This window comes from Streptomyces sp. NPDC057249 (genome assembly GCF_042669245.1).
Classification (GTDB): Bacteria; Actinomycetota; Actinomycetes; order Streptomycetales; family Streptomycetaceae; genus Streptomyces.
In genome coordinates this window covers 247,584-269,535 of the sequence record NZ_JBHUXS010000005.1, presented here as the reverse complement: position 1 = coordinate 269,535, position 21,952 = coordinate 247,584, and the positions used below count along the sequence as shown (strand labels likewise).

The window sequence follows — 21,952 nt, the reverse complement described above, 5'->3', positions numbered from 1 at the left end:
GATCAGACCGCCCTCATCAGCAGGGTCGCGGCGATGAGAACCGCCGTACCGCCGAACATCGAGACCGCGTAGGAGCGGGCGTAGCCGTTCTGCAGCTTGCGCAGCCGGCCGGAGAGCCCGCCCATGGACGCGGCCGTGCCGTTGACGACGCCGTCGACCAGGCTGTGGTCGACGTAGACCAGGGAGCGGGTCAGGTGCTCGCCGCCGCGGACCAGGACCACGTGGTTGAAGTCGTCCTGGAGGAGATCGCGGCGCGCGGCGCGGGTGAGCAGCGAGCCGCGGGGGGCGGTCACCGGCACCGGCTTGCGGCCGTACATCGCCCAGGCGATGGCGACACCGACGACCAGGGCGACCATGGTGGCCGCGGTGACGGTCGAGGCGCCGATCGGGGCGTCGCCGTGGTCGTGGCCGGTGACGGGCTCCAGCCAGTGCAGGAAGCGGTCGCCGATCGAGAAGAAGCCACCGGCGAAGACCGAGCCGAAGGCCAGCACGATCATGGGGATCGTCATGGACTTCGGGGACTCGTGCGGGTGGGGCTCCGCGTACTCGCCGCGCGTCTCGGCGGCGGGCTCGACGTCCGGCGCGTCCGGGGACGGCGTCGCCGTGCGGCGCCAGCGCTCCTCGCCGAAGAAGGTCATCAGCATCACGCGCGTCATGTAGAACGCGGTGATCGCGGCGCCGAGCAGGGCCACGGAGCCGAGGATCCAGCCCTCGGTGCCGCCCTTGGCGAACGCCGCCTCGATGATCTTGTCCTTGGAGAAGAAGCCGGAGAGGCCGGGGAAGCCGATGATCGCGAGGTAGCCGAGGCCGAAGGTGACGAAGGTGACCGGCATGTACTTCCGCAGGCCGCCGTACTTCCGCATGTCCACCTCGTCGTTCATGCCGTGCATGACCGAACCGGCGCCGAGGAAGAGCCCGGCCTTGAAGAAGCCGTGCGTCACCAGGTGCATGATCGCGAAGACGTAGCCGATGGGGCCGAGCCCGGCGGCCAGGATCATGTAGCCGATCTGCGACATCGTGGAGCCGGCGAGGGCCTTCTTGATGTCGTCCTTCGCGCAACCGACGATCGCACCGAACAGCAGCGTGACCGCGCCGACGACCACGACGACCATCTGGGCGTCCGGGGCGGCGTTGAAGATCGCGCCGGAGCGGACGATGAGGTAGACACCGGCGGTGACCATGGTCGCGGCGTGGATGAGGGCGGAGACCGGGGTCGGGCCCTCCATCGCGTCACCGAGCCAGGACTGCAGCGGCACCTGGGCGGACTTGCCGCAGGCGGCGAGGAGCAGCATCAGGCCGATCGCCGTCAGCTTGCCCTCGCTCGTCTCACCGGTCGCCTCCAGGACGGGGCCGTACGCGAACGTGCCGAAGGTGGTGAACATCAGCATGATCGCGATCGACAGGCCCATGTCGCCGACGCGGTTGACCAGGAACGCCTTCTTCGCGGCGGTGGCCGCGCTGGGCTTGTGCTGCCAGAAGCCGATGAGCAGGTACGAGGCGAGGCCGACGCCCTCCCACCCGACGTACAGCAGCAGGTAGTTGTCGGCGATGACCAGGATCAGCATCGCCGCCAGGAACAGGTTCAGATAGCCGAAGAAGCGGCGCCGGCGCTCGTCGTGCTCCATGTAGCCGATCGAGTAGATGTGGATCAGCGTGCCCACACCGGTGATCAGCAGGACGAAGGTCATCGACAGCTGGTCGAGCTGGAAGGCCACATCGGCCTGGAAGCCCTCGACCGGAATCCAGCTGAACAGCTTCTGGTGCAGCGCCCGGTCCTCGGCGCCCTTCCCCAGCATGTCGGTGAAGAGCACCACGGCCACGACGAACGAGGCGCCGGCGAGCAGGGTGCCGAGCCAGTGCCCGGCGCGGTCGAGGCGCCGGCCGCCGCAGAGCAGCACCGCCGCTCCGAGCAGGGGCGCCGCGACGAGCAGCGCAATCAGGTTCTCCACAGTGCAAACGCCCCTTACAGCTTCATCAGGCTGGCGTCATCGACCGAGGCCGAGTGGCGGGAACGGAACAGCGACACGATGATCGCGAGCCCGACCACGACCTCCGCGGCGGCGACGACCATCGTGAAGAAGGCGATGATCTGGCCGTCGAGGTTGCCGTGCATCCGGGAGAAGGTCACGAACGCGAGGTTGCAGGCGTTGAGCATCAGCTCGACGCACATGAACACCACGATCGCGTTCCGCCGGATCAGCACACCGGCCGCGCCGATCGTGAACAGCAGGGCGGCCAGGTAGAGGTAGTTGACCGGATTCACTTGGCGACCTCCTCTTCTTCGGTGTCCCGGCCCAGCCGCTCACCGGAGCGCTGCTCCAGTGCCTTGAGGCCGGCCAGTGATTCCTGGGACACGTCACGCATCTGGCCGCGCTTGCGCAGCGTGTTCATGACGGTCAGCTCGGACGGGGTGCCGTCGGGGAGGAGGCCCGCGATGTCCACCGCGTTGTGCCGGGCGTAGACGCCGGGGGCGGGCAGCGGCGGGAGGTGGTTGCTCCGCACGCGCTCCTCCGACATCTCCCGCTGGGTCTTGGCCCGTTCGGTGCGCTCGCGGTGCGTGAGCACCATCGCGCCGACCGTCGCGGTGATCAGCAGGGCGCCGGTGATCTCGAAGGCGAAGACGTACTTGGTGAAGATGAGGCTGGCGAGCCCCTCCACGTTCCCGCCGTGCGCGGAGTTGGCGGTCCCCAGGCCGTTGAAGGTCTTGAGCGAGGCGTTGCCGATCCCGGCGATCAGCAGGACGCCGAAGCCGATGCCGCATCCGGCGGCCAGCCAGCGCTGGCCCTTGATGGTCTCCTTCAGCGAGTCCGCCGCCGTGACGCCGACGAGCATGACCACGAAGAGGAACAGCATCATGATCGCGCCGGTGTAGACGACGATCTGGACGATGCCGAGGAAGTAGGCGCCGTTGGCGAGGTAGAACACCGCGAGGATGATCATCGTCCCGGCGAGGCACAGTGCGCTGTGCACGGCCTTCTTCATGAGCACCGTGCACAGGGCGCCGATCACGGCGACCGTGCCGAGCACCCAGAACTGGAACGCCTCGCCGGTCGAGGTCTGCGAGGCCGCTGCGGCCAGGCCGGTCATGCGTCCACCTCCTGCGCCGCGCCGTTGCTCTCGGCCTCGTCGGACGGCTTCTCACCCTTGGACACGGCGGGCTGGCGCTCCGTACCGGGGGCGGCCTCGGTGACCAGCCCCCGGTAGTAGTCCTGTTCGTCCATGCCGGGGAAGATCGCGTGCGGGCTGTCGACCATGCCTTCCTCCAGGCCCGCGAGCAGCTCGTCCTTGGTGTAGATGAGGCTTTCGCGGGTGGTGTTGGCGAGCTCGAACTCGTTGGTCATCGTGAGCGCCCGGGTCGGGCACGCCTCGATGCACAGTCCGCAGAGGATGCAGCGCGCGTAGTTGATCTGGTAGACGCGGCCGTAGCGCTCACCCGGGGAGTAGCGCTCCGCTTCGGTGTTGTCCGCGCCCTCCACGTAGATGGCGTCGGCGGGACAGGCCCAGGCGCACAGCTCGCAGCCGACGCACTTCTCCAGCCCGTCCGGATGGCGGTTGAGCTGGTGGCGGCCGTGGAAGCGGGGCGCCGTCACCTTCGGCGTCTCCGGATACTGCTCGGTGAGCCGCTTCTTGAACATGGCCTTGAAGGTCACGCCGAAGCCGGCCACCGGGTTGAGGAACTTGTCCTCCGAGGACGAGGAGGACTGCGACGCCGTCGACCCCGTCGGGGCGGTGGATTTCGCCGGCCTCTTGGACCCCGGCGCATCAGGCAGTTCAGACACCGTCGGCCTCCTTTCCGTCACTCGGACTTCCGTCACTCTGAGTATCCACGCCGCCACTGACAACGAGCTCCCGCTCGCGGCGCGGCCTGCGCCTCGGCACGGGCGGCAGGGTCTGTCCGGGCAGCGGCGGCACCGGGAATCCGCCCGCCATCGGGTCGAACGCCGGCTCGGGTCCGGCCTGCGCGGCGGCGGCCTTGTCCTTCTTGTCGCGGAAGATGTCGGCGACGAAGGAGATCAGCAGCACCGCGATCACGGCACCGGCCACGTAGAGCAGGATTCGGGAGAAGTCGTAGCCCTCGTTGCGCAGCGCCCGTACGGTCGCCACCAGCATCAGCCAGACGACGGAGACCGGGATCAGGACCTTCCAGCCGAGCTTCATCAGCTGGTCGTAGCGGACGCGGGGCAGGGTGCCGCGCAGCCAGATGAAGAAGAACAGCAGCAGCTGGACCTTGAGGACGAACCAGAGCATCGGCCACCAGCCGTGGTTCGCGCCCTCCCAGAAGGTGCTGATCGGCCACGGGGCCCGCCAGCCGCCCAGGAACAGGGTCGTGGAGACCGCGGAGACGGTGACCATGTTGACGTACTCGGCGAGCATGAACATCGCGAACTTGATCGACGAGTACTCGGTGTTGAAGCCGCCCACGAGGTCGCCCTCGGACTCCGGCATGTCGAAGGGGGCGCGGTTGGTCTCACCGACCATCGTGACGATGTAGATGATGAACGAGACCGGCAGCAGGATGATGAACCATCGGTCCTCCTGTGCCTCCACGATCTTCGACGTCGACATCGACCCCGAGTAGAGGAACACCGAGGCGAACGCGGCACCCATGGCGATCTCGTACGAGATCATCTGCGCGCAGGAGCGGAGCCCGCCGAGCAGCGGGTACGTCGACCCGGACGACCAGCCGGCCAGCACGATGCCGTAGATGCCGACCGAGGCGACCGCGAGGATGTACAGCATCGCGATCGGCAGGTCGGTGAGCTGCATCGCCGTGCGGTGGCCGAAGATCGAGACCTGGTTGTCGGCCGGGCCGAACGGGATCACCGCGATGGCCATGAAGGCGGGGATGGCGGCGACGATCGGCGCGAGGACGTAGACGACCTTGTCCGCGCGCTTGACGACGACGTCCTCCTTCAGCATCAGCTTGATGCCGTCGGCGAGCGACTGGAGCATGCCCCAGGGGCCGTGCCGGTTGGGGCCGATGCGCAGCTGCATCCAGGCGACGACCTTGCGCTCCCACACGATGGAGAAGAGCACGGTCACCATCAGGAACGCGAAGCAGAAGACGGCCTTGATGACGACGAGCCACCAGGGGTCGTTGCCGAACATCGACAGGTCCTCGGCGGCGAGCACCGAACCGTGCGGTGCCGCGGCCAGTTGAGCGAAGGCGGTCACGCCCGCACCTCCGGTGTGACGTCGGGAGTACCGGGAGCGGCGGGGCCGATCCGGACCACTCCGCCGGGGCGGGCCCCGGTCGTGGCCGGCACGCCCCGCCCGGTGGAGTTCAGCGGCACCCAGACCACGCGGTCCGGCATGTCGGTGACCCGGAGCGGGAGTTCGACGCTGCCGGCGGGCCCGGACACGGCCAGCAGGTCGCCGTCCTTGACCCCGCTCTCCGCGGCCGTGGCGGCCGACAGCCGGGCCACCGCCTCGTGCCGGGTCCCGGCGAGCGCGGTGTCGCCCTCCTGGAGGCGGCCCAGGTCGAGCAGCATCCGGTGGCCGGCCAGAATCGCCTCGCCGTCGCCGGGCCGGGGCAGCGGCTGCGCGGAGACGCGCGGCTCGTCCGCGTACCCGCCCTGCCAGCCGCCGAGGCGGTCCAGCTCGCGGCGGGCGGCCCTCAGGTCCGGCAGCCCGAGATGCGCGTCCATCGCGTCGGCCAGCATGTGCAGCACCCGCGCGTCGCCCGGGGCGAGGTTCCGCGTCATCTGGTCGGGCTTCAGCGCGGCCTCGAACATCCGCGCCCGGCCCTCCCAGTTGAGGAAGGTCCCGGACTTCTCGGCGACCGCGGCCACCGGGAACACCACGTCGGCGCGGTCGGTGACCTCGCTCGGCCGGAGCTCGAAGGAGACCAGGAAGCCGACCCGGTCCAGCGCCTCCAGGGCCCGCGCCGGGTCCGGCAGGTCCTCGGTCCCGACGCCGGCGACGACCAGCGCGCCCAGCTCACCGGAGACCGCGGCCTCGATGATCTGGCCGGTGTCGCGGCCGAAGCGGGACGGGAGTTCGGCGACGCCCCACGCGGCGGCGACCTCGTCCCGGGCGCGCGGGTCGGTGGCCGGGCGGCCACCGGGCAGCAGCGACGGGAGCGCGCCCGCCTCCACCGCGCCGCGTTCGCCCGCCCGGCGCGGAATCCACACCAGCCGGGCCCCAGTAGCGGTCGCGGCCCGGACCGCGGCGGTCAGCCCGCCGGGCACCCCGGCCAGCCGCTCGCCGACCACGATCAGCGCGCCCTCACCGCGCAGCGCCTCGGCCGCGGCGGCGCCCTCGCCCTCCAGGCCGACACCGCCCGCGATGGCGTCCAGCCATTCGGTTTCGGTGCCGGGCGCGGCGGGAAGCAGCGCGCCGCCCGCCTTCACCAGGCCCCGGGTGGCGTGCGAGGCGACGGAGAAGGTGCGCAGGCCGTGCTTGCGGTGGGCCTTGCGCAGCCGCAGGAAGACCCCGGGGGCCTCCTCCTCCGACTCGAACCCGACCAGCAGCACGGCCGGGGCCTTCTCCAGCGAGGTGTACGTGACACCCGAACCGTCCAGGTCCTTGCCGCGCCCGGCGACGCGCGCGGCCAGGAAGTCGGCCTCCTCGTCGCTGTGGACCCGGGCCCGGAAGTCGATGTCGTTGGTGTCCAGGGCGACCCGGGCGAACTTGCTGTACGCGTAGGCGTCCTCGACGGTCAGCCGGCCGCCGGTGAGGACGCCGGTCCGGCCGCGCGCGGCGGACAGGCCCTCGGCCGCGGCCGCCAGGGCCTCGGGCCAGCTCGCAGGTTCCAGCTCGCCCGACCCGCCCCGGACCAGCGGGGTGGTGAGGCGGTCGCGCTGCTGGGCGTAGCGGAAGCCGAAGCGGCCCTTGTCGCAGAGCCATTCCTCGTTGACCTCGGGGTCGTTGGCCGCGAGGCGGCGCATGACCTTGCCGCGCCGGTGGTCGGTGCGGGTGGCGCAACCGCCGGAGCAGTGCTCGCAGACCGAGGGCGTCGACACCAGGTCGAAGGGGCGGGAGCGGAACCGGTAGGCCGCCGAGGTCAGCGCCCCGACCGGGCAGATCTGGATGGTGTTCCCGGAGAAGTACGACTGGAACGGGTCGCCCTCGCCGGTGCCGACCTGCTGGAGCGCGCCGCGCTCGATCAGCTCGATCATCGGGTCGCCGGCGACCTGGTTGGAGAACCGGGTGCAGCGCGCGCAGAGCACGCACCGCTCACGGTCCAGCAGCACCTGCGTGGAGATCGGCACGGGCTTCTCGTACGTCCGCTTCCTGCCTTCGAAGCGCGAGTCCGGGTCGCCGTGCGACATCGCCTGGTTCTGGAGCGGGCACTCGCCGCCCTTGTCGCAGACCGGGCAGTCCAGCGGGTGGTTGATGAGCAGCAGCTCCATCACACCGCGCTGCGCCTTGTCGGCGACGGGCGAGGTGATCTGCGACTTGACGACCATGCCGTCGGTGCAGGTGATGGTGCAGGACGCCATCGGCTTGCGCTGGCCCTCGACCTCGACGATGCACTGGCGGCAGGCGCCGGCCGGGTCGAGCAGGGGGTGGTCGCAGAACCGGGGGATCTCGATGCCGAGGAGTTCGGCGGCGCGGATGACCAGGGTGCCCTTGGGCACGCTGATCTCGATGCCGTCGATGGTCAGCGTGACCAGGTCCTCGGGCGGGATCGCCGCTTCGCCGCCCCCGGAGGGCGCACTCGTGGTGACTGTCATGCGTTCACCCCCTGGTGAGCGTTCTTGTCGTCGGCCCAGAGGGTCGACTTGGCGGGATCGAAGGGGCAGCCCTTGCCGGTGATGTGCTGCTCGTACTCCTCGCGGAAGTACTTCAGCGAGGAGAAGATCGGCGAGGCGGCGCCGTCGCCGAGGGCGCAGAACGACTTGCCGTTGATGTTGTCGGCGATGTCGTTGAGCTTGTCGAGGTCGGACATCCGGCCCTTGCCCGCCTCGATGTCGCGGAGCAGCTGGACGAGCCAGTACGTGCCCTCGCGGCAGGGGGTGCACTTGCCGCAGGACTCGTGGGCGTAGAACTCGGTCCAGCGGGTGACGGCCCGCACCACGCAGGTCGTCTCGTCGAAGCACTGGAGCGCCTTGGTGCCGAGCATGGACCCGGCCGCGCCGACGCCCTCGTAGTCGAGGGGCACGTCGAGGTGCTCGTCGGTGAACATCGGCGTGGAGGAGCCGCCGGGGGTCCAGAACTTGAGGCGGTGGCCGGGGCGCATGCCGCCGCTCATGTCGAGGAGCTGGCGCAGCGTGATGCCGAGCGGCGCCTCGTACTGGCCGGGGCCCGCGACATGGCCGCTGAGCGAGTAGAGCGTGAAGCCCGGGGACTTCTCGCTGCCCATCGACTTGAACCAGTCCTTGCCCTTGTTCAGGATCGCGGGAACCGAGGCGATGGACTCGACGTTGTTCACCACGGTGGGGCAGGCGTACAGACCGGCGACCGCGGGGAAGGGGGGACGCAGCCGGGGCTGGCCACGCCGTCCTTCGAGCGAGTCGAGCAGCGCGGTTTCCTCACCGCAGATGTACGCGCCGGCGCCCGCGTGCACCGTGAGTTCCAGATCGAGTCCGGAACCGAGGATGTTCGTCCCCAGGTATCCCGCCTCGTACGCCTCGCGGACGGCCTCGTGCAACCGTCGCAGCACGGGGACGACCTCGCCGCGCAGGTAGATGAACGCGTGCGACGACCGGATCGCGTAACAGGCGATCACGATGCCCTCGATGAGGCTGTGCGGGTTGGCGAAGAGGAGCGGGATGTCCTTGCAGGTCCCCGGCTCCGACTCGTCGGCGTTGACGACCAGGTAGTGGGGCTTGCCGTCCCCCTGCGGGATGAACTGCCACTTCATGCCGGTGGGGAAGCCGGCGCCGCCGCGTCCGCGCAGACCGGAGTCCTTGACGTACGCGATGAGGTCGTCCGGGGACATGGTGAGGGCCTTGCGCAGTCCCTCGTACCCCTCGTGGCGGCGGTAGGTGTCCAGGGTCCAGGACTCCGGCTGGTCCCAGAAGGCGGACAGGACGGGCGCGAGCAGCTTCTCGGGGCTGGTCCCGTTGTGATCGAGCTCGGTGGCCAACGTCATCACTCCCCCTCCTCGGCCGCGGGTCCTGCCGGGTGGTCCGGGTCGGATGCCGAGGTCTGCTGCGGCGCGTCATGGGAGCTGAGGTGCTCGGCGCCCTTCTGCGGCTGGTCGCTGGGCGCCTCGCCGCGCGGGCCGACCACGCGGGCCTTGGGCGCGGCCTCGCCCTTGGCCAGCTTGAGGCCGATGAGCGAGGCATGGCCCGCGCCGCCGGTGGCCGCGACGGCGCCGGGGCGCTCGTCGGGGAAGCCGGCGAGGATGCGCGCGGTCTCCTTGTACGTGCACAGGGGCGCGCCGCGGGTGGGTTCGACGGTGCGGCCGGCGATGAGGTCGTCCACCAGCTGGGTGGCGCTCTCCGGGGTCTGGTTGTCGAAGAACTCCCAGTTGACCATCACGACGGGCGCGAAGTCGCAGGCGGCGTTGCACTCGATGTGTTCGAGGGTGACCTTGCCGTCCTCGGTCGTCTCGTCGTTGCCGACGCCGAGGTGCTCCTTGAGCCGGTCGAAGATCGCGTCGCCGCCCATCACCGCGCAGAGCGTGTTGGTGCAGACGCCGACCTGATAGTCGCCGCTGGGCCTGCGCCGGTACATCGTGTAGAAGGTGGCGACCGCGGTGACCTCTGCGGTGGTGAGGTCGAGCATCTCGGCGCAGAAGGCCATGCCCGTACGCGAGACGTATCCCTCCTCGGACTGCACGAGGTGCAGCAGCGGCAGCAGTGCGGAGCGGCTGCCGGGGTAGCGGGCGATCACCTCCTTCGCATCCGCTTCGAGCCTGGCGCGCACCTCGGCCGGGTAGGCGGGGGCGGGGAGCTGCGGCATCCCCAGACTGACTTCCTGACGTGCTTCGGTCACCGGTCGACGCCTCCCATCACGGGGTCGATGGATGCGACGGCGACGATGACGTCGGCGACCTGGCCGCCCTCGCACATCGCCGCCATGGCCTGGAGGTTGGTGAAGGACGGGTCGCGGAAGTGGACCCGGTAGGGGCGGGTTCCGCCGTCCGAGACGACGTGCACGCCGAGTTCGCCCTTGGGGGACTCGACGGCGGTGTACGCCTGTCCGACGGGGACCCGGAAGCCCTCGGTCACCAGCTTGAAGTGGTGGATCAGGGCCTCCATGGAGGTGCCCATGATCTTCTTGATGTGGTCCAGCGAGTTGCCCAGGCCGTCCGGGCCGAGAGCGAGCTGCGCGGGCCAGGCGATCTTCTTGTCGGCGACCATGACCGGTCCGGGTTCGAGCCGGTCGATGCACTGCTCGATGATCCGCAGCGACTGGCGCATCTCCTCCAGGCGGATGAGGAAGCGGCCGTAGGCGTCGCAGCTGTCGGCGGTGGGGACCTCGAAGTCGTAGGTCTCGTAGCCGCAGTACGGGTCGGTCTTGCGCAGGTCGTGCGGGAGGCCCGCCGAGCGCAGGATCGGGCCGGTGGCGCCGAGGGCCATGCAGCCGGTGAGGTCGAGGTAACCGACGTCCTGCATGCGGGCCTTGAAGATGGGGTTGCCGGTGGCGAGCGCGTCGTACTCCGGCAGGTTCTTCTTCATGGTCTTCACGAACTCGCGCAGCTGGTCGACCGCGCCCGGGGGCAGGTCCTGGGCGAGGCCGCCGGGGCGGATGAACGCGTGGTTCATGCGGAGCCCGGTGATCAGCTCGAAGAGGTCGAGCACCAGCTCCCGGTCGCGGAAGCCGTAGATCATGATCGTGGTGGCGCCGAGCTCCATGCCGCCGGTGGCGATGCACACCAGGTGCGAGGAGAGCCGGTTGAGCTCCATCAGGAGCACGCGCAGGACGGTGGCCCGGTCGGGGATCTGGTCCTCGATGCCGAGCAGCTTCTCGACGCCGAGGCAGTACGCCGTCTCGTTGAAGAACGGCGTCAGGTAGTCCATGCGCGTGACGAAGGTGGTGCCCTGCGTCCAGCTGCGGAATTCGAGGTTCTTCTCGATGCCGGTGTGGAGGTAGCCGATGCCGCAGCGGGCCTCGGTCACGGTCTCGCCGTCGATCTCCAGGATGAGCCGGAGCACGCCGTGCGTGGACGGGTGCTGCGGGCCCATGTTGACGATGATGCGCTCGTCGTCGGAGGCGGCGGCGTTCTCGACGATCTCGTCCCAGTCGCCGCCGGTGACCGTATATACGGTCCCTTCCGTGGTGGCGCGAGGCGTTGCGTGGGGAGTGGTCATCAGGAGTACGACCTCCGCTGGTCCGGAGCCGGGATCTGGGCGCCCTTGTACTCGACGGCGATGCCGCCGAGGGGGTAGTCCTTGCGTTGCGGGAAGCCCTGCCAGTCGTCCGGCATCATGATCCGGGTGAGGGCGGGGTGCCCGCCGAAGACGAGCCCGAAGAAGTCGTACGCCTCGCGCTCGTGCCAGTCGTTGGTCGGGTAGACCGGGACGAGGGACGGCAGGTGGCGGTCGTCGTCCGGGGTGGAGACCTCAAGCCGGATCAGCCGGCCGTGGGTGATCGAGCGCAGGTGGTAGACCGCGTGCAGCTCGCGGCCCTTGTCGCCGGGGAAGTGGACGCCGCTGACGCCGGTGCACAGCTCGAAGCGGAGCGCCGGGTCGTCGCGCAGGGTCCTGGCGACGGTGACCAGGTGCTCGCGGGCGATGTGGAAGGTGAGTTCGTCCCGGTCGACCACCGTCTTCTCGATGGCGTTCTCCGGGAGGAGGTCCTGCTCCTCCAGGGCGCCTTCGAGCTCGTCGGCGACTTCGTCGAACCAGCCGCCGTAGGGGCGGGAGGAGGCGCCGGGGAGGGCGACGGTACGGATGAGGCCGCCGTATCCGGAGGTGTCGCCGCCGTTGTTGGCGCCGAACATCCCCTTCCGTACGCCGATGACCTCGCCGTGCTCGTCGCGCGGGGCGGGGACGGCGGAGCCGTTCAGCTCGTCGCTCATCGCAGGAGCCCCTTCATCTCGATGAGGGGCAGGGCGTTGAGCGCCGCTTCCTCCGCCTCGCGGGCGGCCTCCTCGGCGTTGACCCCGAGCTTGGAGCCCTGGATCTTCTGGTGCAGCTTGAGGATCGCGTCCATCAGCATCTCGGGCCGCGGTGGGCAGCCCGGCAAATAAATATCAACCGGGACAATGTGATCAACACCCTGAACAATGGCGTAATTGTTGAACATTCCGCCCGATGATGCGCAAACGCCCATGGAGATGACCCACTTGGGGTTCGGCATCTGGTCGTAGACCTGCCGCAGGACGGGCGCCATCTTCTGGCTCACCCGCCCGGCCACGATCATCAGGTCCGCCTGCCGCGGCGAGCCGCGGAAGACCTCCATGCCGAAGCGGGCCAGGTCGTAGCGGCCCGCCCCGGTGGTCATCATCTCGATGGCGCAACAGGCGAGGCCGAAGGTCGCCGGGAAGACGGAGGACTTCCGCACCCAGCCGGCCGCCTGCTCGACGGTGGTCAGAACGAAGCCGCTCGGCAGCTTCTCTTCGAGTCCCATGGTGTGCCCCTCAGCCCCTCAGTCCCATTCCAGACCGCCGCGCCGCCACACATACGCGTAGGCGACGAAGACGGTGAGCACGAAGAGCAGCATCTCCACGAGCCCGAAGATCCCCAGGGCGTCGAAGCTGACCGCCCAGGGATAGAGGAAGACGATCTCGATGTCGAAGACGATGAAGAGCATCGCCGTCAGGTAGTACTTGATGGGAAAGCGGCCGCCTCCGGCCGGCGTGGGTGTCGGTTCGATACCGCACTCGTACGCTTCGAGCTTTGCCCGGTTGTACCGCTTGGGGCCGATAAGCGTGGCCATGACCACGGAGAAGATCGCAAACCCTGCCCCGAGGGCGCCGAGCACGAGGATGGGCGCGTAGGCATTCACGCTCCTCGCTCCTTCCAGTCGTCCTTGACCGTTGGACCGCATCGGGCGAACCGGCTCCCCGCCTCACCAAGATCGTGCACATGTGAGGCAGTTCACAAGCCCGACTGCCCCGCATCCTATGCCCGCCGTCCTGTGATCTGCGACACGGGGGTCACCAACGTCTTTGTGATCTCCACCACCTGACGAACGATCATGAAGTCGGATGAGCGGTGATCTTCGTACACGAAGCGGCCGAGTGATCACGAGAGGTGACATCTCCTGCCGTCGTCGCTGGTCAAAGGGGTGTCGCACTATCAAGCCGCGGCGCTGCGCGCAAAATTGGCGATGGACACGATGGGGTGATAAAGGGATCTGCCCCACTCTGGGACCGCGAAGGCCGGGTCGGGGTGACCGAAGGTGCGGGCCGGACCGGGGTCACTCGCGCGGGGGTTCACACGGAATGAAGTGGACGCGGACCGCCGCTTCCCGTGCCGGAGCCGCGTATGCCCGTCACAGCAGGACCATGCTGTGAGCTGCGTCACTCCACATCAGCCGTTATAGAAGCGGACTTGGCCAACTGTGTGAACGGGTGGTAAGCGGCGGGCAATTCGGGCGTATTGCAGATAACCCATGATCACAGCCATGATCACGACTGCCCGATTTGCCCGTTACGGCGTCAATAAAGGCCCTCAGAAAGCGGATTCACAGATTCCGGACGTAACTGTGTCGCAACACACGTTTCTTGATGGGACCCCGCACGCCCTGATAGCGCTAGTACCCATGTCCCACACCGCTCTCATACCCAGCCACCGGAAGCCCCGCCGGAACGCCTCGACGACGGCGCTGCGTGCCGGAGTTGCCGGTGGCGTCCTCAGCACCATCGCGGTCGCGGGTGCCGCGGGCCCGGCCCAGGCCGAACCGGTGACCCAGACGATCGAGATGCCCACCATCACGGCGGGACTCTCCACCACCGTCGCCGCCTCCGCCGAGGCGACGCAGCAGGTCGCCCTGGACCTGGAGACGCAGGCCCAGGAGGACGCGGCGGCCAGCAGCGCCGCCAAGGACGCCAAGAAGGCCAAGGCCGAGGCCGTCCGCAAGGCCGAGGCGAAGAAGAAGGCCGCGGCAGCCGCCAAGGCCAAGGCGGAGGCCGCCGAGCGCGCCTCCCGCGACTCCGCGCGCACCACGCTCCAGCAGAACACCGGTTCCTCGTCGTCCGGCTCCACCAGCGCCGCCACGACCTCGTACTCCTCCAACGCCACCGGCTCCGCCGCGTCCGTCGTCGCGTTCGCCCGGGCGCAGGTCGGCGACGCGTACGTGTCCGGCGGCACCGGCCCGAACTCGTGGGACTGCTCGGGCCTGGTCCAGGCCGCGTTCCGCACGGTGGGCGTCGACCTGCCGCGCGTCTCGCAGAGCCAGTCGACCGCCGGCACCCAGGTCTCGCTGAGCAACCTCCAGCCCGGCGACATCCTGTACTGGGGCGGCGCGGGCAGCGCGTACCACGTCGGGATCTACGTGGGCGGCGGCCAGTTCGTCGGTGCGCAGAACTCCTTCACCGGCGTCGTGCAGCGCTCGCTGGACTACGACATGCCGACCGGCGCGGTCCGCGTCCTCTAGGCCCCGTCCGCGTTCACGGATTCACAAGCGTGATCCGCACGTCACGCACACGAAGGAGCCGTCACTCCCCCGCTCGGGAGCGACGGCTCCTTCGTTTGTGAACGGGCGCTACGAGCGCGGCGCCACCTTCGCCAGCCCGTTGATGACGCGGTCCATCGCGTCGCCTCCGGTCGGGTCGGTGAGGTTGGCGAGCATCTTCAGCGTGAACTTCATCAGCAGCGGGTGCGTCAGGCCGCGCTGGGTCGCCACCTTCATGACCTTCGGATTGCCGATCAGCTTCACGAAGGCGCGGCCCATCGTGTAGTAGCCGCCGTAGGTCTCCTTGAGCACCTTCGGGTAGTTGTTCAGCGCCAGCTCCCGCTGGGCCGGGGTCGCGCGGGCGTGCGCCTGGACGATGACGTCGGCCGCGATCTGGCCCGACTCCATGGCGTACGCGATGCCCTCACCGTTGAACGGGTTGACCATGCCGCCCGCGTCACCGACGAGCAGCAGGCCCTTGGTGTAGTGCGGCTGGCGGTTGAAGGCCATCGGCAGGGCGGCGCCCCGGATCGGCATCGTCATGTTCTCCGGGGTGTACCCCCAGTCCTCCGGCATGGACGCGCACCACGCCTTCAGGACCTCGCGCCAGTCCAGCTCCTTGAACGCGGACGAGGAGTTGAGGATGCCGAGGCCGACGTTGGAGGTGCCGTCGCCCATGCCGAAGATCCAGCCGTAGCCGGGCAGCAGCTTCTCCTGGGGGCCGCGCCGGTCCCACAGCTCCAGCCAGGACTCCAGGTAGTCGTCGTCGTGCCGGGGCGAGGTGAAGTACGTCCGCACGGCGACGCCCATCGGGCGGTCCTCGCGGCGGTGCAGGCCCATCGCGAGGGAGAGCCGGGTGGAGTTGCCGTCGGCGGCGACCACGAGCGGGGCGTGGAAGGTGACCGGGGTCTTCTCCTCGCCGAGCTTGGCGTGCACCCCGGTGATCCGGCCGGTGCGCTCGTCGGTGACCGGGGCGCCGACGTTGCACCGCTCGTACAGCCGGGCACCGGCCTTCTGCGCGTTCCGGGCCAGCTGCTCGTCGAAGTCGTCGCGCTTGCGGACGAGTCCGTAGTCCGGGTAGGAGGCGAGATCCGGCCAGTCCAGCTGGAGCCGGACGCCGCCGCCGATGATGCGCAGGCCCTTGTTGCGCAGCCAGCCCGCCTCTTCGGAGATGTCGATGCCCATGGCCACGAGCTGCTTGGTGGCACGCGGGGTGAGGCCGTCGCCGCAGACCTTCTCGCGCGGGAACGCGGTCTTCTCCAGGAGGAGGACGTCGAGTCCGGCCTTGGCCAGGTAGTACGCGGTCGTGGAGCCGGCGGGGCCCGCCCCGACGACGATGACGTCCGCGCTGTGTTCGGACAGGGGTTCGGTCACGGTCGGTTCTCCCGAAGACTCGAATTCGCGTGCCGCGCGGCACAGGTCCAAGGCAGTCTATGGGGGCCTGCCGATCAACCCTCCGAAGGGCTGCCTCATGTCAATCGCGCCTGCCGCTCCCCCCGTCGTACAGCTGCGTGTCCCGACCGACGAGGACGCCGTCGCCTGGCACCGGGCCTTCGACGACCCGGAGGTGATGCGGTTCTTCGGCGGGCGGCCGGAGGAGCTGTCGATGTACGAGGAGTGGACCGCGCGGCAGCGCAGACACGACGCCGAACTCGGGTACTGCCTGTGGACCGTGCTCGACCGGGAGGGGCGGGTCGTCGGCTTCACCGGCGCGCAGCCGTGGGGGCCGACGGCGTACGGACCGGTGGGCGAGACCGAGATCGGCTGGCGGCTGGCCCGGCCGGCCTGGGGACTGGGATACGCGACGGCCGCCGCACGCCTCACGCTGGAGCGGCTGCGCGCGGCGGGGGTGGAACGGGTGGTGGCGGCGGTCGACGTGCTCAATGAGCGGTCGGCCGCGGTGGCCCGGCGGCTCGGCATGGAGCCGGCCGAGACCTTCACGACGTCGCTGCCGGGCCAGGAGGTGCGGTGCTTCCGGCTGGAGCTTTGACGGTCAGTCGACGTCGTTGAGCATCCAGGTGGACAGGGCGGTGTCGAAGACCTCCCGGGCACCCACCCAGTCCACGTCCCGTTCGGTGACGTAGACGGCGTACTCGGTGCCGTCCTCGGCGATGTAGCTCTGGTCGATCGCGTGGATGGGCACCCCGCTCCGGTCCTCGTAGGTGTACTCCCACCGGGCGCCCGGGCGGCCCTGGAAGGTGTTGGCCGACAGCTGGACCTGCTGGTAGTTCCGCTGGTTGGCCGACGCGGTCTTCTCCAGGGCCTTGAAGTTCTCGTACGAGGTGTACGGGGCGTCCGCGACGACCCCCACCTTGAGCAGGCCGGTGTCGCCCGCCGACCCGGCGTACGTGACCTGGTGGTTCTCCTCGCTCTGCCGCTCCCAGTCGTCCGGCACGGCGAGCGAGAAGCCGGCCGTGTCGGCGACGCGGCGGTAGCCGTCCGGGACGACGGGTCCGGCCGGGCCGGTGGTGGCGGTGGCCGCCGGGGAGGGGGCCTCGCTCGTCCGGTCCTGGGCGGGCGTCGCCCGGTCGCGGCCCTTGTCCTCGCCGTTCTCCGAGGTGCCCGGTCCGTCGTCGTGGCGGTCCATCAGGGCGAGGGTGCCCGCGGTGGCCCCGCCGCCGAGGACCAGGGCGGCGGCGAGCGTGGCGCCCCAGACGAGGACGGCCCGCCGGCGCCGGGGCGCGCGAGGCTGCGCGGGGGCCGGGGCGGGGACGTACGGGCCGGGCAGGGTGCTGGTGGGCGGCTCCGCGGCCGGCACGGGTGCGGGTGCGGCGGCCTCGGCGGCCGTGGTCTGCGCGGGCGGGGGGTACGGGCCCGGCCCCTGCGGCCCGGGCTTCGGGGCGTACGCGCCGGGGGGCGGGGTCTGGCCGGGGGCGGGGGTGTACGGGCCGGGGGCCGGGGTGTACGGGCCGGGGACGTGCGGGCCCGGGTTCTGCGGGCCGTAGGGGCTCGGCGGGGCCGGGTGGGCCGGGGAGCCGCCGCCCGGTCCGCCGCCGCCCGCCATCCGCGCCAGGTAGGGCGCGACGAGCACCGCGCCGCCGACCCACAGCAGCCCGAACAGCAGCGCGTCGGCGACGCTGGGCGAGACCTCCAGGGTGCCCGAGCCGCCGATGTCGGCGACGTTGCCGGAGAACTCGGCGGACAGGCCGCTCATCGCGGTGAGCGCGAGGAAGCCGAGCAGGAACAGGCCGCCGGCGGTGACCTGTTCGCGCCGGTCGGCGGAGCGCCGGCCGGCGAGCAGCCCGACGATGAGCGCGCAGACGACGCCGGCGGCGAGCGCGCCGACGAGGGCCCAGTCGTTGGCCGCGTCGCTCAGCTCACCGAGCCCGAAGGAGCCGTGCTCCGCACCGGGGCCGATGAGGTCCGCCCGGCCCTGCATGTCGTACTCGACGGAGCCGCCCCAGCTCACCGAGAGCACCATCAGCGCGATGTTGGGCAGCAGCGGCAGGGCCATCAGCAGGGCCGTGCCGTCGACGTCGTCCAGGGTGGCGTACGTGATGTAGCCGATCAGGCCGCAGAGCAGGAGGACGGCGCCGAGCGCGCGGACGGCGGTCCCGGCCGCGCGTACGAAGCTCTGCGTGCCCGGCCGCTGGGCCAGCCAGGCGGCCGCGACGTCGCGTTGCAGGACGGCGCAGGTGGTGACGAGCGCGAGGGCGAGGGCGCCGAGCGCCGCGAGGACCGGCGAGGAGTGGAGCGAGTAGTTCTCGATCTCCGGCTGGGCGTAGAGCCCGAGCACCAGGACCGCGGCGGTGGCCACGACGCTGATCCGGACCGCCGCGTCGAGCCCGCCGCCCTGTCGGCGGACGGCCCTGGCGCCGAGGACGAGGGCGCCGATCCACAGGACGGTGACGGTGAGCGGGATCAGCGAGAGCGACGTCTGGCTCTGCCCGCCCGGATCGAAGTCGCCGTACGTGTCCCCGTACGGCGAAGCGCCCCCGTATCCGCCGCCGCCCGGCAGGACGGCCTGGACCTCGAAGCCGCCGCCGAACGCCTGGAGCAGCATCGCGAGCGCGATCCGCAGCCGGTCGCTCCACCCGACGACGACGTCGTCCCCCTGCCCGTAGTCCGGGATGGCGAGCGCCACGGCGAGCCCGATGATCAGCCCGGTCGGCCAGACGGCCGCCTTCAGCGAGCCCGCCCAGTCCCCGCGCATCACCCGCCCGAAGAAGATCCCGGCCGGCGAGGGCCCGGCCGGCGCCGGCGCGTACCCGGGCGGCGGGGCGGCGGGCCGCGTCATGTAGGCGGGCACCGCGGGCGGTTCGACGGGCGGCGCCCCGGCCGGCGGCGGCGGGGCGGCGGGCTGCGGGGGCGCGGCGGGCGCGGCGGGGCGTTCCCGCCCGCACTTCATGCAGAAGCGCGCCTCGTCGGGCGCCTGGGTTCCACAGAACGGGCAGTACGAGGGCATGAGAGCTCCGCAACGGGCCGGGGACGGGCGAGACGGTGACACACGGAAACGGGGAAGACGCGTGCCGTATCAACGGACACATCTTCCCCGTCCACCGGTTCCCGTCAACTCGGAATACCGGCGACCGCTTTCGCGCGTTCACCGCGCAGTCCCGTGCCCTTGTCGTTCGTGGGGTGGTGCGATGATCTGCCGTGACCATCAAGAAACTCATCACGGTGCGCGGCTCCCTGATAGCCGCAGCCCTCGCCCTGTTGTGCTCCACGTTCTTCGTACTCCCGGCGAACGCCGAGGCGTTCGACGACTGCCCGGCCGGACAGCTCTGTCTGTACAGCGCGTCGGAGGGCGGCGGCACGAAGCGTACGTTCACCGTGCAGGACGACGGGACGCGTTACGACGCTTCCTGGGACGACACGACACTCTCCGCGCAGAACAACACCCCCTACTGGGCCTGCGTGTACGTGGACACCGACTTCGGCGGGCTGCTCCAGACGATCAAGCCCGGCAATGACGACGAGTACGGGGGCGACCCCCGGTTCGCCGGCAAGATCAGTTCCCACAAACTGGTCCCCTCCCGGGCCCACTGCTTCACCGGATTCGAGCGCTGCCCCGACAACCGCGTCTGCACCTTCACCGAGGCGGCGGGGCGCGGCCGGATGACGGTGCACATGCCCGTGACCGACCCGGCCACGAAGAACTACGGCAACGCGTACGGCGCCGAGGTGGCACCCGTCTCCGTGTGGAACCGCACCGCACGCCATGTCTGCTTCTACCCGACCGAAAAGTTCACCGGCACCTGGACCGACCCGGCCGCTCCGGCCACCGAGTACGGCGCCTACGTCGTGCTGAAGGGCGACAGCACCACCGTCCCAGCGCCCTTCGCCGGAACCTTCCGCTCGCACGAGCTCGTCAACGGAACCTCGGAGTGCCAGTAGTCATGAGCAGATCCCTCACCCGCACCTGGGCGACGGTGGCGGCGGCCCTGAGCGCCCTCGTCCTCACCGCTCCCGGCGCACCGGCCGCCGACGCGCCGACGAGCCCGCTGGCCGCCAACTGGGACGAGCAGCCCCAGACGAAGATCACGACCGGAGTCACGCTGACCCGGTACACCGAGCGCGTGCCCGAGAACCGGACGCTGGGCCGCGTCCTGAACTTGGTCGAGATCGACCCGACCGCCTCCGCGCTCACCCTGGAGAGCGTCGTCGGCCCGGCCGACGGACTGCCCGAGACGGTCGCCGACCAGCTCGCCGGAGTCTCGACGGTCGCCGCCCGCCACCCCTACGCGGGGGTCAACGGCGGCCTGTTCGACGGCGAGCCCGCCCACCCCGACCTCGTACTCCCGGCCGGCGCCGACGGCACCACGCTCGCGCACAAGGGCGTCTCGGTCACCGACGGCGTCCTGCACAGCTCCAGCTGCTGGATGAACGGGGCCGGCAGCAACGGGGTGGTGCTCCAGTACGGCATCCCGTACATCACCAAGCTCCGTACGGACATGAAGCTGACCACCGCGTCCGGCGCGACCGTACGGATCGACGACGTCAATCGCGATCCCGGCCGCAGCCGGGGCTGCGCCCGGGACGCCGAGGACACGGCGGTACCGGACCAGAAGGCGCTGTACACCGACCCGGACGAGATCGTCCTGTTCACCGACGACTACGGCATCCCCGTGCCCAAGCCGGGGATCGACCCGAGGATCACGACGGACGACGACCCCGGCTTCGAGGTCGTCCTCGACGCGCACGGCGTCGTCACCGACGCCCGGGAGGGCCGGGGCGGCCGGACGGCGGCCGAGCAGGTCCACGTCCCCGACGGGGGCCGGATTCTGCAAGGGGTGGGCACCGGGGCGGACTGGCTGCGCACCCATCTCACCCGCGACGACCACGTGTCCGTCGACCAGAAGCTCCACGACGTGACACTCGACCGGGACATACCCCTGGACGCGTCGGTCGACGTCGTCGGCTCGTTCCACCAGCTGCTGCGCACCAACCGGGTCCCGGCCGAGCTGCCCGACTCGTGCAACGGCCGGGTGACCGGTGCCGACGGCACGACCTCGATCTGCACCGACTCCCGGACGGCCCTGGGTACGAACACCAAGGGCCACCCGGTCTTCATCACCCTCGCCGGGCAGCTTCAGGACAGTCCCTCGACCACCCACGAGGACGGGGACTCGCTCCGCGCGTTCGCCCGGCTGCTGGAATCGGCGGAGCTGGCGCTGGTCGACGTACTCAACCTCGACGGCGGCGGGTCCACGACGCTCATCACGGGGACGACGGCGCAGACACCGCCGACCGACAGGGGCAAGGACCCCGCCGGGCCGAAGTACGTCCACCGGCGCGTCGCCGACTCGGTGTACACCGGGGTCGGCGGCTACGGCATGTACGCCCGGTAGCGTCAGGCGGCCCTGACACCCCGGTGCAGGGCCACCACGCCGCCCGTCAGGTTGCGCCAGGCGACCTGGGACCAGCCGGCCTGCTGGAGCTTCTTCGCCAGGCCGGCCTGGTCGGGCCAGGCGCGGATGGACTCGGCAAGGTAGACGTAGGCGTCGGGGTTGGAGGAGACCGCGCGGGCGACCGGGGGCAGGGCGCGCATCAGGTACTCGATGTAGACCGTGCGGAACGGGGTCCAGACGGGCTGGGAGAACTCGCAGATGACGACCCGGCCGCCCGGCTTGGTGACCCGGTGCAGCTCGCGCAGCGCCGTGTCCGTGTCCTGGACGTTGCGCAGGCCGAAGGAGATGGTCACCGCGTCGAAGGTCTCGTCACGGAACGGGAGTTTCGTGGCGTCGCCGGCGGTGAAGGGCAGCCAGGCGTGGCGCTTCTTGCCCTCGCGGAGCATGCCGATGGAGAAGTCGCACGGCACGACGTACGCGCCGGTCGCGGCGAACGGCAGCGAGGACGTCGCCGTGCCGGCCGCCAGGTCGAGGACCTTCTCGGCGGGCCGGGCGTTCACCGCCTTGGCGACCTCCTTGCGCCACAGCCGGTCCTGGCCGAGCGAGAGCACGTCGTTGGTCAGGTCGTAGTTCGCCGCCACGTCGTCGAACATCGAGGCGACTTCGTGCGGCTGCTTGTCCAGGGAGGCTCGGGTCACGCACCC

The 21,952-nt window shown here is 70.4% G+C and carries 19 protein-coding genes; 4 read left to right on the top strand and 15 right to left on the bottom strand.

All coding sequences use genetic code 11. The features are described from left to right. Positions 1-2: 2 nt before the first annotated feature. The 12 genes from nuoL to ACFUJY_RS11930 are packed head-to-tail and all read right to left on the bottom strand — an operon-like array spanning position 3 to position 12,846. Positions 3-1,949 carry an NADH-quinone oxidoreductase subunit L gene (gene nuoL, locus ACFUJY_RS11985; RefSeq protein WP_383297863.1) on the bottom strand — a complete coding sequence of 649 codons (1,947 nt, stop codon included), beginning with the start codon at positions 1,947-1,949 and terminating at the stop codon, positions 3-5. Positions 1,950-1,963: 14 nt separating this feature from the next. Beyond that, positions 1,964-2,263, bottom strand: a complete 300-nt coding sequence (gene nuoK, locus ACFUJY_RS11980) for an NADH-quinone oxidoreductase subunit NuoK (RefSeq protein WP_018101339.1) — start codon at positions 2,261-2,263, stop codon at positions 1,964-1,966. Further along, the gene (locus ACFUJY_RS11975) at positions 2,260-3,087 is read right to left on the bottom strand and encodes an NADH-quinone oxidoreductase subunit J (protein WP_383297861.1); all 828 of its coding nucleotides are present in this window, start codon (positions 3,085-3,087) and stop codon (positions 2,260-2,262) included. The genes nuoK and ACFUJY_RS11975 overlap by 4 nt, the downstream gene beginning before the upstream one ends. After that, the gene (gene nuoI, locus ACFUJY_RS11970) at positions 3,084-3,779 is read right to left on the bottom strand and encodes an NADH-quinone oxidoreductase subunit NuoI (protein ID WP_383297859.1); all 696 of its coding nucleotides are present in this window, start codon (positions 3,777-3,779) and stop codon (positions 3,084-3,086) included. The genes ACFUJY_RS11975 and nuoI overlap by 4 nt, the downstream gene beginning before the upstream one ends. Continuing rightward, on the bottom strand, positions 3,772-5,175 hold the full coding sequence (gene nuoH / locus ACFUJY_RS11965) for an NADH-quinone oxidoreductase subunit NuoH (RefSeq protein WP_383297857.1): 1,404 nt from the start codon (positions 5,173-5,175) through the stop codon (positions 3,772-3,774). Before nuoH ends, nuoI begins: the two co-directional genes overlap by 8 nt. Beyond that, positions 5,172-7,679 (bottom strand): NADH-quinone oxidoreductase subunit G, encoded by a 2,508-nt coding sequence (locus ACFUJY_RS11960; protein ID WP_383297855.1) that lies wholly within the window; start codon positions 7,677-7,679, stop codon positions 5,172-5,174. The genes nuoH and ACFUJY_RS11960 overlap by 4 nt, the downstream gene beginning before the upstream one ends. Beyond that, entirely contained in the window at positions 7,676-9,040 is a 1,365-nt protein-coding gene (gene nuoF, locus ACFUJY_RS11955; RefSeq protein WP_383297853.1) for an NADH-quinone oxidoreductase subunit NuoF, read from the bottom strand. The genes ACFUJY_RS11960 and nuoF overlap by 4 nt, the downstream gene beginning before the upstream one ends. Continuing rightward, positions 9,040-9,855: an NADH-quinone oxidoreductase subunit NuoE gene (nuoE, locus tag ACFUJY_RS11950; protein ID WP_383298083.1), complete on the bottom strand. Its 816-nt coding sequence runs from the start codon at positions 9,853-9,855 to the stop codon at positions 9,040-9,042. Before nuoE ends, nuoF begins: the two co-directional genes overlap by 1 nt. A gap of 29 nt (positions 9,856-9,884) precedes the next feature. Next, positions 9,885-11,207, bottom strand: coding sequence for an NADH-quinone oxidoreductase subunit D (locus ACFUJY_RS11945; RefSeq protein ID WP_018101346.1), 1,323 nt, complete (start codon positions 11,205-11,207; stop codon positions 9,885-9,887). After that, positions 11,207-11,917 carry an NADH-quinone oxidoreductase subunit C gene (locus ACFUJY_RS11940; protein ID WP_383297851.1) on the bottom strand — a complete coding sequence of 237 codons (711 nt, stop codon included), beginning with the start codon at positions 11,915-11,917 and terminating at the stop codon, positions 11,207-11,209. Before ACFUJY_RS11940 ends, ACFUJY_RS11945 begins: the two co-directional genes overlap by 1 nt. Continuing rightward, complete coding sequence (locus ACFUJY_RS11935) at positions 11,914-12,468, bottom strand: NADH-quinone oxidoreductase subunit B family protein (protein ID WP_073964532.1); 555 nt, start codon at positions 12,466-12,468, stop codon at positions 11,914-11,916. Before ACFUJY_RS11935 ends, ACFUJY_RS11940 begins: the two co-directional genes overlap by 4 nt. Positions 12,469-12,486: 18 nt before the next feature. Then, positions 12,487-12,846, bottom strand: a complete 360-nt coding sequence (locus ACFUJY_RS11930) for an NADH-quinone oxidoreductase subunit A (RefSeq protein WP_003967084.1) — start codon at positions 12,844-12,846, stop codon at positions 12,487-12,489. Positions 12,847-13,605: 759 nt separating this feature from the next. Here ACFUJY_RS11930 and ACFUJY_RS11925 point away from each other — a divergent pair. Beyond that, positions 13,606-14,439, top strand: coding sequence for a C40 family peptidase (locus tag ACFUJY_RS11925; protein WP_383297849.1), 834 nt, complete (start codon positions 13,606-13,608; stop codon positions 14,437-14,439). A 108-nt stretch (positions 14,440-14,547) separates the two neighbouring features. Here ACFUJY_RS11925 and ACFUJY_RS11920 read toward each other — a convergent pair whose 3' ends face one another. Then, positions 14,548-15,831 carry a geranylgeranyl reductase family protein gene (locus tag ACFUJY_RS11920; protein WP_383297847.1) on the bottom strand — a complete coding sequence of 428 codons (1,284 nt, stop codon included), beginning with the start codon at positions 15,829-15,831 and terminating at the stop codon, positions 14,548-14,550. A 97-nt stretch (positions 15,832-15,928) separates the two neighbouring features. On the opposite strand from ACFUJY_RS11920, the gene ACFUJY_RS11915 reads away from it, so the two are divergent. Beyond that, positions 15,929-16,447, top strand: coding sequence for a GNAT family N-acetyltransferase (locus ACFUJY_RS11915; RefSeq protein ID WP_383297845.1), 519 nt, complete (start codon positions 15,929-15,931; stop codon positions 16,445-16,447). A gap of 3 nt (positions 16,448-16,450) precedes the next feature. Here the strand turns inward: ACFUJY_RS11915 and ACFUJY_RS11910 are convergent, their stop codons facing one another. Continuing rightward, positions 16,451-18,862 (bottom strand): zinc ribbon domain-containing protein, encoded by a 2,412-nt coding sequence (locus tag ACFUJY_RS11910; RefSeq protein ID WP_383297844.1) that lies wholly within the window; start codon positions 18,860-18,862, stop codon positions 16,451-16,453. Positions 18,863-19,053: 191 nt separating this feature from the next. On the opposite strand from ACFUJY_RS11910, the gene ACFUJY_RS11905 reads away from it, so the two are divergent. Together ACFUJY_RS11905 and ACFUJY_RS11900 are read left to right on the top strand one after the other, a co-directional pair. Then, positions 19,054-19,794 carry a peptidase inhibitor family I36 protein gene (locus tag ACFUJY_RS11905; RefSeq protein WP_383297842.1) on the top strand — a complete coding sequence of 247 codons (741 nt, stop codon included), beginning with the start codon at positions 19,054-19,056 and terminating at the stop codon, positions 19,792-19,794. A 2-nt stretch (positions 19,795-19,796) separates the two neighbouring features. After that, positions 19,797-21,248: a phosphodiester glycosidase family protein gene (locus ACFUJY_RS11900; protein ID WP_383297840.1), complete on the top strand. Its 1,452-nt coding sequence runs from the start codon at positions 19,797-19,799 to the stop codon at positions 21,246-21,248. A gap of 2 nt (positions 21,249-21,250) precedes the next feature. On the opposite strand, the gene ACFUJY_RS11895 is transcribed toward ACFUJY_RS11900, so the two are convergent. Next, positions 21,251-21,946, bottom strand: a complete 696-nt coding sequence (locus tag ACFUJY_RS11895; protein ID WP_383297838.1) for a demethylmenaquinone methyltransferase — start codon at positions 21,944-21,946, stop codon at positions 21,251-21,253. Between the last annotated feature and the right edge of the window lie 6 nt (positions 21,947-21,952).

Coding starts and splice junctions, on each gene's coding strand:
- ACFUJY_RS11975 (WP_383297861.1), bottom strand. CDS start 3,087: ATGACCGGCCTGGCCGCAGCGGCCTCGCAGACCTCGACCGGCGAGGCG.
- ACFUJY_RS11960 (WP_383297855.1), bottom strand. CDS start 7,679: ATGACAGTCACCACGAGTGCGCCCTCCGGGGGCGGCGAAGCGGCGATC.
- nuoF (WP_383297853.1), bottom strand. CDS start 9,040: ATGACGTTGGCCACCGAGCTCGATCACAACGGGACCAGCCCCGAGAAG.
- nuoE (WP_383298083.1), bottom strand. CDS start 9,855: ATGCCGCAGCTCCCCGCCCCCGCCTACCCGGCCGAGGTGCGCGCCAGG.
- ACFUJY_RS11945 (WP_018101346.1), bottom strand. CDS start 11,207: ATGACCACTCCCCACGCAACGCCTCGCGCCACCACGGAAGGGACCGTA.
- ACFUJY_RS11940 (WP_383297851.1), bottom strand. CDS start 11,917: ATGAGCGACGAGCTGAACGGCTCCGCCGTCCCCGCCCCGCGCGACGAG.
- ACFUJY_RS11935 (WP_073964532.1), bottom strand. CDS start 12,468: ATGGGACTCGAAGAGAAGCTGCCGAGCGGCTTCGTTCTGACCACCGTC.
- ACFUJY_RS11925 (WP_383297849.1), top strand. CDS start 13,606: ATGTCCCACACCGCTCTCATACCCAGCCACCGGAAGCCCCGCCGGAAC.
- ACFUJY_RS11915 (WP_383297845.1), top strand. CDS start 15,929: ATGTCAATCGCGCCTGCCGCTCCCCCCGTCGTACAGCTGCGTGTCCCG.
- ACFUJY_RS11910 (WP_383297844.1), bottom strand. CDS start 18,862: ATGCCCTCGTACTGCCCGTTCTGTGGAACCCAGGCGCCCGACGAGGCG.
- ACFUJY_RS11900 (WP_383297840.1), top strand. CDS start 19,797: ATGAGCAGATCCCTCACCCGCACCTGGGCGACGGTGGCGGCGGCCCTG.